Origin of the sequence: Thorsellia kenyensis, from assembly GCF_042432445.1 — a bacterium.
Taxonomy (GTDB): Bacteria; Pseudomonadota; Gammaproteobacteria; order Enterobacterales; family Thorselliaceae; genus Thorsellia; species Thorsellia kenyensis.
Window position 1 is genome coordinate 60313 of record NZ_JBHLXE010000076.1, and the last position, 12012, is coordinate 72324.

The 12012-nt window shown below is 34.5% G+C and carries 11 protein-coding genes; 3 read left to right on the top strand and 8 right to left on the bottom strand.

Features of this window, described 5'->3' with window-relative positions; translation table 11 throughout:
- Nucleotides 1-241 precede the first annotated feature (241 nt).
- Nucleotides 242-1030, top strand: a complete 789-nt coding sequence (locus tag ACFFIT_RS06935; protein WP_385876925.1) for a carbonic anhydrase — start codon at nt 242-244, stop codon at nt 1028-1030.
- Between the two features lie 83 nt (nt 1031-1113).
- Here the strand turns inward: ACFFIT_RS06935 and ACFFIT_RS06940 are convergent, their stop codons facing one another.
- The 8 genes from ACFFIT_RS06940 to fbp all read right to left on the bottom strand — a co-directional run bounded on the left by ACFFIT_RS06940 (nt 1114) and on the right by fbp (nt 10997).
- Complete coding sequence (locus tag ACFFIT_RS06940; RefSeq protein ID WP_385876926.1) at nt 1114-2634, bottom strand: TonB family protein; 1521 nt, start codon at nt 2632-2634, stop codon at nt 1114-1116.
- Nucleotide 2635: 1 nt separating this feature from the next.
- Nucleotides 2636-3445: a heme ABC transporter ATP-binding protein gene (locus tag ACFFIT_RS06945; protein ID WP_385876927.1), complete on the bottom strand. Its 810-nt coding sequence runs from the start codon at nt 3443-3445 to the stop codon at nt 2636-2638.
- Nucleotides 3446-3501: 56 nt separating this feature from the next.
- Entirely contained in the window at nt 3502-4557 is a 1056-nt protein-coding gene (locus tag ACFFIT_RS06950) for a FecCD family ABC transporter permease (protein ID WP_385876928.1), read from the bottom strand.
- A 179-nt stretch (nt 4558-4736) separates the two neighbouring features.
- Entirely contained in the window at nt 4737-5618 is an 882-nt protein-coding gene (locus ACFFIT_RS06955) for a heme/hemin ABC transporter substrate-binding protein (RefSeq protein WP_385876929.1), read from the bottom strand.
- Nucleotide 5619: 1 nt separating this feature from the next.
- Nucleotides 5620-6687: a hemin-degrading factor gene (locus ACFFIT_RS06960; RefSeq protein WP_385876930.1), complete on the bottom strand. Its 1068-nt coding sequence runs from the start codon at nt 6685-6687 to the stop codon at nt 5620-5622.
- Nucleotides 6688-7097: 410 nt separating this feature from the next.
- Nucleotides 7098-9161, bottom strand: a complete 2064-nt coding sequence (locus tag ACFFIT_RS06965; RefSeq protein WP_385876931.1) for a TonB-dependent hemoglobin/transferrin/lactoferrin family receptor — start codon at nt 9159-9161, stop codon at nt 7098-7100.
- 200 nt (nt 9162-9361) lie between these two features.
- Complete coding sequence (hemP, locus tag ACFFIT_RS06970) at nt 9362-9553, bottom strand: hemin uptake protein HemP (protein WP_385876932.1); 192 nt, start codon at nt 9551-9553, stop codon at nt 9362-9364.
- A gap of 451 nt (nt 9554-10004) precedes the next feature.
- The gene (gene fbp, locus ACFFIT_RS06975) at nt 10005-10997 is read right to left on the bottom strand and encodes a class 1 fructose-bisphosphatase (protein ID WP_385876933.1); all 993 of its coding nucleotides are present in this window, start codon (nt 10995-10997) and stop codon (nt 10005-10007) included.
- Between the two features lie 306 nt (nt 10998-11303).
- Between fbp and ACFFIT_RS06980 the strand changes: the two genes are divergently transcribed.
- Entirely contained in the window at nt 11304-11768 is a 465-nt protein-coding gene (locus tag ACFFIT_RS06980; RefSeq protein ID WP_385876934.1) for a DUF2975 domain-containing protein, read from the top strand.
- 18 nt (nt 11769-11786) lie between these two features.
- Nucleotides 11787-11996 carry a helix-turn-helix domain-containing protein gene (locus ACFFIT_RS06985; protein ID WP_385876935.1) on the top strand — a complete coding sequence of 70 codons (210 nt, stop codon included), beginning with the start codon at nt 11787-11789 and terminating at the stop codon, nt 11994-11996.
- The last annotated feature ends 16 nt before the right edge of the window (nt 11997-12012 follow it).

Here is a 12012-nt window from a genome sequence, read left to right on the forward strand (position 1 = left end):
TCATCCGCTAATGCATATTATTTTTGCCAATATCGAACTCACATTTCTGACAAGCTAAATATTTCACTAGATGAGCAATATTAAATTTCTCTTTAGGTATGAGTAAAATTATTTGCAATTGTATACACAAAAAAAATATTTTTTTTCGAAGATTAGGAATATAATTTTTCTGAAACTAAATTAAATAATTTTTTTCGAATTTAGTTGTGGCTACTATTTACATCCAATTTAGGATAAAAAAATGAAATTAAGACACACAAGAAATACCTTTTTAGTTACAGTACTTATGTCAACTCCATTACTTTCTATGGCTGCTGACAATCCGCATGCACCGCATACTCACAATAATTTACATTGGGGATACTCAGGTGAAGCTGGCCCTCAGCATTGGGCGGAGTTAGATGAGTCATATTTGCTATGTAAAACGGGTAAAGAGCAATCACCAATTGATATAAAAAGCAGCAAAATGATCAAAAAAATGGGGCTTTCGTTTGATTATCAACCAGCAAAGATTGATTTCATTAATAATGGCCATACAGTGCAAGCTAATCTTGTTGACAGTAAAAATAAAATTGTGCTTGATAATAAAGACTTTCAATTGCTTCAGTTCCATCTGCATACCCCAAGTGAAGAAGCTATAGATGGTAAGCATTCAGACATGGTGATCCATTTTGTTCACAGCAGTGAAGATAAGACACTTGCTGTGGTAGGTTTATTATTTGATTTGGGAGAAGAAAATCCAACGTTAAATGCTTTAATTGATGCATTACCTGCCAAACCGGGTGATGCAAACACGCTACCGACCCCTTTTGATATTAATGCTTTATTACCTGTTGATAAAGACTATTATTCATTTATGGGATCGCTGACAACTCCTCCATGCACTGAGGGTGTTCATTGGCAGGTATTAAAAGAACATGTGAAAATATCACAAGGTCAATTAGATAAAATTAAAGCCATTATTTCAGAAAATGCAAGGCCAATACAACCATTAAATGAAAGAAAAATTGAAGATATTGATAATGGCTAGTGCTTATTACTTCAACTTTTAATCAGGTTAAAGCTATAAATAATAGATTTTGAACGGGTACCCTAGAGGTATCTGTTTGTAAATCAGTTGAAACTAATGGAATCAAGTGTGAAGTTAAAGGTCACTTGTATTCCTTTAGTTGGTTTTTTCTCATATATCCAGTTTTTTAAAGCACGCTTCACTTCTTTATCAAACTCTTTAGGATGACTTGATTCAATTATCTGAATATTTTCAAGCTTTCCACTGGCATTCACATCAAATCTAACGACAACCTTTCCTGTGATCCCTAAATTGGCCGCCCGAGACGGATATGCGGGATTCATTCGTTTCACCGGTTTTGCAGCGATATTTGATAAATCTGCAGTGGGTTTGTTAGCGTTAAAAGTATTAGTAGTTAAGCTGTATTCATTGCGTAGAGTTTGTGATTGATTCTTTTCACTTGAATTTAAAACTGGTGTTGTATTTTTCTTAGCACTAGTTTTAAATTGATTTACTTCTTTTACTTCTTTTACTTCTTTTACTTCTTTTACTTCTTTTACTTCTTTTACTTCTATTTTTTTATTTGATTTTTGTTTGGCCACAATTTTTTCAGAATTAGTTTTCTGCTCTTGACCGTTTGAAGTAGTGGGTGTTTGTATACGTTTATCTATTTGGTTATTGGTTTTTTTATCTATTGTGTTTTGTTCAAGTGCTGAATTTTCAGTAGATTGAAATGCCTTCTTTACTTGCGAGGGAATTGTAGGCGAATTGTCTAATGAATTTTTTGAACTGGGTAATAAATTACTAGAGGCATCTTGTGACTGTTTTTTATCGATTGAGACTTCTTTTTGTTGAAGTAAGTCCCTTGAAGCCAAGTGGTTTTCATCATTAATCACTTTAACTATATCTGTTGGAGTAGGAGACCTATTTGAGCTTTTATTCTGTGCGTTTGCAGATTGATTGTTAGTATTAGAAAGATCTTTCACAATATCTGGTGTTGGGGTAAATTTTTTTACGTGTAAGTCTATAGCCACTTTATCTTCTATTGTATCTTGTATTGCATCTTGGTCTAACAATTGAATGCTCTGATACACTTCTTGACTCACAGAAACTTTATTTTCTTGTAGTACATTCATGGAATTTGTGTCTATCATAACAACATCCATAAGCACTTGATTTTCATTGTCCTGAGAAGTAAACAGGGGATTAAGAAGATAGACAGCTAATACCATGAACGCAGCGATGGCGCCATGAAGTGCTAAAGAAGTCACAATAGATTGTTTAAAATATTTTAGAATTCTAGAAGTTTTTGATGTTGGTAAAGATCCTTCTTCACCCAAATCACACTTAATTAAATTATGAGTATTAAGCAGAGGCATCTGAATGGGTGAGGTAATATTTTCTTTTGTCTCATCCACAATTTTTAAGCACTGATTTGAGATTCTACAAGTTCTATTATCACACAGTTCAAAACAGTTATTTGTAGGATCAAAAGAATGACCAGAAGTCAGCCGTATAAGTCTATTTTTTTTACTTAACGTTGCATCTAAAGCCTTCTCAGTACTCACATTGAGTATATCTGAGTCAACAATTGTAACCTCTATCCTTTCGTGGTTTTTTTTCATTTTAGGGCCTCAAATAAATTTGAGGTGTAGTTATGGCTAGTGGGTGATAATGAATGCCACCATCAAGGTTATACCAATTTAAGAAATCGGAATGCGTCATGACAGTGTTAGGTGAGCCTTGTATTAGTATTTTTCCTTCTTTGAGAACATATAATCTATCTGCATATAAAGCAGCAAGATTGACGTCATGCAAGATGGCGCAAACGGCTATATTCTTTTCTACTGAAAGTTGTTTTATCAATTTTAACAGATGCTGCTGGAAGTAAAGATCAAGAGCAGACGTAGGTTCATCTAAAAAAATACCTGTTCCCTCTTGGCTATTGTCCCATATTTGATACAGGGTTCTGGCGAGTAAGACTCTTTGTTTTTCTCCTCCAGAGAGGGCAGCCACATCTCTATTTAATAGGGATGTGCACTCAGTCATTTCTAATATTTGGCAAAGTGTATCATCTGCTAAATAATGACTATTATTCGTTGATTGCGTAAGCAAACTTGATGGTTGTGGCTTTGCAAAAGTAATAATATCAAAAACGCTTAGGTTGATATCAAGAGAAATTTGTTGTTGCATTACAGCTCTTTTTTCTGCCAGTAGTTCAATTGAATAGGAGCCTAGTTTTTTTTGTTGCAGGAATATCTCTCCTGAAGTGGGTGTTAAAAAGCCCGTTAAGGTGCGCAATAAAGTAGATTTTCCTGCGCCATTTGGTCCTAAAATCACTACAAATTCACCAAGCGCAAGTTCAAAATCGATACCTGATAAGATTTCTCTATTACGTGTTCTGTAACATATATTTGTGGCTGTTAAGTAGTACATAGTGAATAACTGTTCTCAGTAAAATAGGCTAATAAGTTTTAGTTGAATGAATTAAGTTAAAAATGTGCCGTTTTGACTTTCATAATTAAATAAACAAAATAAGGTCCGCCGACAAGGCTTGTTATTATTCCTACAGGCATTTCTGCTGGAATAACCACTGTTCTTGCCAAGGTATCTGCTACAAGTAAAAAAAGGCCTCCTCCAAGTAATGTTGCGGGAAATAAAAAACGATTATCCGCACTGATTTGCATTCTCATAAGATGAGGAATGACTAATCCAATAAAACCAATAATACCAGTTAAGGAAACGCTTATACCAGTAAGTAAGGAAACTAAACCTAGAAGCTGCCATTGCGTTCTTTTTACATTAATACCCATATAAAAAGCTTGTTCATGACCTAGCTGCATGAGATTGAGTGCTTTAGTGTATTTAAGACTAAGAAGCATGATAGGAATAATGATAATAGCGGCTGTACTTAGGCTATGCCAATTTGCAGTGCCCAAAGAACCCATTGTCCAGAGGGTAAACTGTCTGAGTTGATTATCTGTGCTGAGATAGGTAAAAACACCCATCGCTCCACCATTAATTGCATTTATGGCAATCCCTAGCAGTAAAAGATGAAGTAGAGTAGTGCGTTTTTTTATGGAAAATAGTAATAAAATTGAGGCAACAGTCATTCCTCCCACAAAAGAAGCCCCAACAATTAAGTATTGGGTGATAAACTGTAGAGTAGAAGGGGAAAGAGAATACAATTGTTGCGTTAAAAGTGGCATAAGTAGAATCGTAATACCTACCATTAACGCTGAACCACTGCTTATTCCGAGTAGTCCAGGATCTGCCAGTGGATTTTTGAAAAGTCCTTGTAAAATTGTCCCACTTAGAGCAAGTGAAGCACCAATAAGTAGAGCAAGAAGAACTCTTGGCAATCTGATATCTAGCCAAATTTTAAAAAGATAGTTATCTATTTCACCTTGCATTAGCTTAAAAATATTAATTGGTAATGCACCTAGCTGAGAGGCAATGATAGTTGAGATAATGGTGATAAGAAGCAACAAAGATAAATACATTCCCGTTCTTTTTTTTATTAATTTGATAGGAGTTATATCAGGCATAGATTAGTTTTTTTATCAGAGTCAAAAGAATAAAGTTCAGAGAACGATAGTTATACTTCAACGGTCATTTTGATTATTCGTTTATTATCGCAAATTACTTTGAGTATTACGAGTTTTTACGTACTACTCAAAGTTAATGTATGAAGTTTATTAAGAAAAAGTTCCTTATTAACTATCATTTATTTAATCAGTGTAGCAAGCGATTTTTTGAGAGCATTTACAGTAGCAGGAGTCTCTAAAGTAAAACCAAGAAAACTACCATCATCAACTACTAGAAGTTGCTTATTCTTGTAAGCTGGTGTTTTATCAATGCCCGGCAATTGCCAAATTTTTTCCTCTGTTAATTGTCTAAGTCCCTCTTTACTGACCACAATAACATCGGGCTGCATCATCGCTAAACTTTCTGAGGTGATAGGCTGATATTTTTTAATATCGCCCGCTGCATTTTTAACACCAATAGCTTTAAATAAGCTGTCTGGGGCCGTTAATTGTCCTGCTGCACTTGGCGCATGACCATCAAACGTCAATAAAAATAGCACGTTGATGTCTAGTGGTGTTGAGTCTATTGAGTCCAATTCACTTTGATAGGTAGCAAGGAGTTTTTTCGTTTCAACCTCTTCACTAAGCAATTCCCCTATTGTTGTGATTTTGCTCAGCGTCCCTTCCAGCGATTTCTCGCTGGCAATTTTATGTACGGGAATGCCGAGGGCTTCAATTTGTTCAAATACCGAAGAGGGACCTGCATCTATTGAGGTAAAGACGACAGATGGATTATTGGCAAGTATGCCCTCGGTATTTAAGAGGCGCATATAGCCAATATCTGGAAGGGACAATACTTGTTTTGGTTCTAAGCTAGTTGAGTCTCTTGCTACAATTTTATCCCCATGTCCTAAAGCATAAATAATTTCAGTAATGTCACCACCCACAGATACTATCTTGTCGTTTTGAGCGAATACATTTAAAGAAGCAAAAAAAGTCCAAGCTAAAATGCAGTACTTTGTTTTAAGTATAAAAGAGTTTAATTTTCTATCTGTTTTGCCTATTTTTTTTATTAAGCTCATTTTATGCCTCAACTGATTGTGTAATTACAGGAAGGGTTTGCAATTGATTTCGCCAAATAATTTGCTCAGGAGTTCCTTCCGTTCTTTGGCCGTACATTTGTAGTATTTGAGTTCCATCTTCTGCAAAAAGCTCAAGACTGGTTACTATGCCATCTTTAGTTGGTTTTCTTGTGATCCATGCTTCTTTGACAAAATCAATGTCAATATGTAGAGTGAATTCTCTATTGAAAATATTTAACCAGCCTTTCATCATGACGACTTTTTCTAACTTGCCAGTAAAAATTTGTACACAGCCAGGGTTACTTACAAAAAACATAATTTCATTTTGCATTTTTTGAATTGACAGTAAAAAGTCATTTAATGCAGAGGGTGAAATTTGATAAGCCAAATCATCACTGACTAATTTGAAAGCCTGTTGTCTAGAAAGGGCATATTCTTTAAGTAGGCCATAAAAATCATGCACATCGTTTAAATCACGCCATTTTTGCTCAAATTGCGCAGCATCTGGAATTTGAGTTTGTTCATTGTTCTGCGCTGTAATCTTAGGAGATATTTCTAAAGGCGTAAGTTCATCAATTCTAAACTCTTCAATAAGCTTATCATAGGCTTGTATGTCGGTTTCATCAATTGCATAGATTTTATGGATCGCTTGCCCTTGGGCATTAAATATCTGAATGCTTTTCCTTACTTTTTTTTCTAAAGATTTTGTTTCATAGGTTTCATTAAAGGCAAAGAAGTGTTGCCATTGACTGAAAAAAATTCTTAGATCAATGTCTCTTGGAGTAAGCACTAGCCCTGCATGACCATTTAAATTTAAATTATCATAGGTGCCAATTTGTTCACTCACAGCGTAGGGGTTACGAGTAATTGCTTTTAATTTGCCTACAGGGGTCAAATGCTTAAGTAGAGTTTTAGCATCGATGTCTAATCGAGTTGTTTCAAAGCCTATGCGGATATGAGCAAGTTCAGCCTCTGATATGCCCATTAAGTTGGCAATATCAACAGCATACTTACCAGGGTTTTGGGCCTTCAGTGTTAAATAGGTTTCATAAGAATGAGAGTTTTGCATAACTATTCCTTTTGTGTGTTAGAAGTAAAATATAAATGAATCTTTTAATGATGAATGTGAATTCCAGAATAAGTAAATGAGTCGATGAACTGCCTTTATGTATATACTGTTGTTCGAACTTCACAAATCTTGTTTTTTCATGTGATAAATAGGAAACGAACAGCCCTCAAATTTAGATATTAAGTCGTATCTTTATTATCATTTTTCTCGATTTTTTCTTAAATCCCGGTCGCCATAAATCGCTTCAACTTTTTTATTGAGATTAATCTTAGTACTTTCCTTGTTATATAATTCAGTACAAAAGGCTAAATCCTTACAAATCAAAGCAATTAAAATGCTTGTCTAGTTAAATTTTTCATTTAAAAAATCCTTTGATAGCTTTTCACATCCGTGTGAATTATGATGAAAAATTAGAAACTATAGCTGGCTTTAAATTGCGCGCTTCTGTTATTACCAGGGATCCCTTGAGGTGAGTAATAGGCTTTATTAAATGCGTTATCAAGTCCAACACTCAAAAATAGATTAGGCAAAATGTCATTATTTTCATAGTTAATGTAGAAATGATTGAGTCCATATCCAGCCTGAGGCTTAGTTTCATCATTTACTCTTGTTGATTTATCTACAAATTGACCCGTCCATGACACGCTAAATCCAGTATCTTTAACTGGGATATCAATACTGCTGCTTAGCGTATCTGGGGAGAGTGATTCAATCCAATTTTGGGTTGTATCATCGCGCCCTTTGACTCGGCTATAACTTATTTGTGAATCAAATAAATGCGTTTGATAATTAAATTGTGCTTCATAACCCCATATAGAAGCTCTAGAGATATTCTGTGAAGTCGTCGTGCCTTTACCAAAAGGTAATCCTGGTGGAAAACCTGCAGGAGGCCTAGAGAAATTCATATTCACGACACTTGAAATGTAATCATCAGCCTTGGTATCAAAATAGCTTGCTTTAAAGCTCATCTCATCATCGGTCAACAGTAAATCATCAAATCGAAGACCAAAGCCATATTCAAAGGTGCTATTTGTTTCAGGTCTTAAATTTGGATTTGGAACCCAATTGTTCGTATAAAAGGGGCCTATGCTAAAGTGTTTTGAGTCGTTATATAATTCACTTAAAGAGGGCGCTCTAAAAGCTTCAGAGTAGGAACCATATACCATAAACCAATCAACAGGAGTTAATGAAATCCCAGCTTTTGAGGACCAATTATTGGACTTAACTTCTGGGTAAATTGGATTTTTGGCATGGTATTCATCAAAACGAGCACCGCCAATCAGCGTAACCGGTAAATCTTTTAGTGTCACTTCATCTTGAAGCCAGCCTGAGCTAAAATCAATTTTAGCTTTAGGGAAAACATTTTGGACCGTTTCATTTGGGGTTTGTTCTTCTCGATAAAATTCTGTACCATAAGTAAGGGTGTGAGCGGCTAATGGTAATTGTTTTAACGAAGTCTTATTTTCAAGTTTTATACCTTGTTTGGTTTGTTTTCTTTCTTCTCTTGTAGAATTTTCCAAAACATCCTGATCTATAGTTACTTTTTGGTAATAGGTTGATAAAGTTAAATCTAGCCAATCTTGAGATGTAGGTTTCAATGAATAACTGAGACTATAGTCAGTTTGACTAGTTTTTCTATCCACGAGACTATTTTTTAAGGACTCTGGTGTTGCGGCTGGTCCTGTACCTGTTTCATTTTGCTGTGGATTTTTAGGTTGCTCAGACTCATTTTGATAATATCGTATTTGTCCTGTTAATTTTTGTCCTTCAGCTAAGTACCAGTTAGCTTTAGTCATAATATTACCAATAACTTCGTCGTTAGGTGAGGTAAAATCGGCTTGTTTTAAATTACCGCGTTCCCTTAAAACCCCAGAAAATAAGGCATCAAATTCATCTGTTTTACCGTAGAGTGTAATTCCGCTTCCTACACTATTATCGCCTGTAGCGCCTTGAATAAAATGAGTTCCTCCAAAAGATTCACCTTCTCTTAAAAGTGAAGATGCATCCACGGTTTGATAAGCGATCACACCACCTAAAGCGCCACTTCCATAAAGTAGTCCGCTTGAGCCTTTAACTATCTCCACTTGCTTGATGAGACTACTATCGATAAAAGTACCATCAATATGACCTGTATCAGTCCCTTGACTTATACCATCAACCAAAAGAAGTACGCCGCGTTTATCATATCCTCTGAGCGTTATATTTTGGCCATTTGTACGTTGTGTTCCAGTGATTTGAACACTAGCATCGTTTCTCAAAAGTTGGCTTGCGGTAGTTGCATGGCGAGTCGAACCGCTATTTTCTATTACATTTACTTGCATAGGTAAGCTAAATGTATCTCTAGCATTTCCTGTAGCTATGATAGAAATAGTCTCATTTTGCGGGGCTTGTTCTTGAGAATTTTCATTATTTTCATTCAGAATGCTCTCATCCTCTGCCGTAGTGGGACTTTGCGAAAAACTATAAAAAGGCATCGAAATTAACCCTAGCGATATCAAAAAGTAGAGTGGTTTAATGCGGGATTTAAAATGTGAATGTGTATAATTACGATATAAAACGCGAATTGGCATATAAAGCTCCAGGAGTCATTGCTATCAGATTCAATTGCAAAATAAACTTCTGGCTGCCTAGCAAAAGATTAGGTGGCTAAAGTATGATAAGTTGAACTGTTAATTTATTTAGTCAAAATTAACTTACCCGCTTTGGTTTCCCTCAACTGGTATAGGCCATTTTGATGTTGTATATAAACAATTTTATTTGATTCAAATAAACTATCACTATCGATAATTTTAGTTTGTTTAGCATCCTGCTGTGTGCCTAGCGATGTTTTATTTATTGTTTCATCTTTTGCTGAGTGCTGCGTCATAACGCCTCCTTTTATAGATTAATTCATGAGTTTTAATTTTAACACTAGTTGCAAATAATAATCAATATCAAATGCGAATAATTATCATTAATATTAAGCTGAATTTACTATGTTGTTTATTATCAATAGGTTGTTTTTTTGAAGGTGGCGATATATTAAAAGGTGTACCTTATTACTTTAAAACATAAAAAAAAGTACTTTTAGTGTATTGATATAATAAAAAATCTGAATAGTAATCAGAATCTAATGATCAGAAGCAAGACAAAAAAGGATAAATATTTGGTAGGGGATAACTAAGTAAAAAAAGTGCATTACATCAAAATTATTTTTGCATTAATTTAAAAGAAAAATTGAAAAAATGAAACCTAAAAGCACATTATTTCTAGTGTGCTTTTAGGTTTTACTGTCATTTGAATTAAACTATTAAATAACTAAGCAAAGTGAGGGTGAGTTACGAGGTTAAAAAATGCATTAATTGATCGACCATAGAAGGGGTCCCTACAAAAAAAGGAGAACGCTCATGAAGACTTGTTGGTTGAATATCTAAAATACGCTGAAAGCCATCAGTTGCCTTTGCTCCCGCTTGCTCCGCAATAAAAGCCACCGGATTACATTCATAAAGTAAACGTAATTTCCCATCAGGGTAGGAGGCTGTGTTAGGGTACATGAAAATTCCGCCTTTAAGAATATTTCTGTGGAAATCAGCCACTAAAGAGCCTATATACCTTGAGTTATAAGGACGATGGGTTTCCTTATCAATTTCTTGGCAATATTTCATATATTTTTTAACGCCATCGGGGAATTTAAGATAATTGCCTTCATTAATAGAATAGGTATTACCAAATTCTGGAAAACTCATGTTTTCATTGGAAAGACAAAACATACCTAAAGAGGGCTCATAAGTAAAACCATGAACTCCCTGGCCTGTGGTATAAACTAATAGAGTAGAGCTTCCATAAAGAACATAACCCGCAGCGACTTGTTTATTGCCAGGTTGTAAAAAATCATCAATGGCAATATTTTGACCAATAGGTGTTACTCTGCGGTAAATTGAAAAAATAGTGCCTACTGGAACGTTAACATCTATGTTTGATGAACCGTCAAGTGGATCTATCAACACAACATATTTTGATGTTTGCGATCTACCACCTTCAAATATGACCAGATCATCGTCTTCTTCGGAGGCAATTCCTGCCACTTCACCACGTGATATTAATGCTTTTTTAAAACGCTCATTGGCTAACACATCTAATTTAGTTTGCGCTTCACCTTGTATATTAGAGCTTTCATTGAATCCTAAAATATCACTCAAACCTGCCTTTGATATTTCACGATTAATAAACCTAGCAGCAGTTGCAATTGAAGAGAGTAACGCAGAAAGTTCGCCTGTTGCATAGGCAAATTGATGTTGCTTAGCATATACAAATTCACTTAGGGTAATCATTTTAATCCTTAAAAAATCAAAAAAAAGAACAAGTTAAATAGAAAATAAAAGTAGCCACTCCATAATAACCTATTTAGATATTTATAATGTGATCAGGCTCTGATAATACTACAGATTACTTATTTAGTTATTACGTTAATTGGAAAGAATATCAATAAAGTATAAGAGTAAAAAATTATTTAGGATCTTTTAGTTAAAGGGGAGAGGTAAAACAATAATTAATTATCGAAAAACAATAAAAATGTATTGTTTAAATGATAAATTTTACGTATTATATTACTAACTAAATAACAGAAGGATCATTATATGGCAACACATTCATTTTGGACTCAAAAACATTCAATTAAACTAACTCAATGGGTTATTAAATTTACATCGATCGCTATTTTATTTATTTTCTCCTCGGCTCCCTTTTCGGAATCATTACTAGCTGAAAAAATAAGTTCTGATGTCCATGTTATTTTCTCTTTTATCTTAATGACGCTTTATTCCGGAGGAATACTCGGTTTATTGTTGATGTATTTTTTATTAAAGCTGTTGAAAAATATACTTAATAATCAGGTCTTTATTGGGGATAATATCCATTATTTAAGGGTGATTTCATGGATTTGTTTTTTGGGTGGGCTCATTGGATTAATTTCTACCTTTTATTGGATATTGTGGTTGCCAGTCTCCTTCATGGCCATTTTTATCGGTTTAATTATTCGGGTAATCAAAAATATATTGGCCGCTGCAATTACTATTAAAGAAGAAAATGATTACACAATCTGAAGCTAAAAGGATTTAACTATGCCGATTATATTAAATTTAGATGTCATGATGGCAAGACGCAAAATTTCATCGAATGAACTAGCAACTAAAATAGATTTAACACCAGCAAATTTATCTATTCTAAAAACAGGTAAGGCAAAAGCCATACGCTTTACAACGTTAGAAGCCATATGTGAAGCACTGGATTGTCAACCAGGTGATATATTGGAATTTAAAAAGGAAGAATAAATGATGAATTAATATC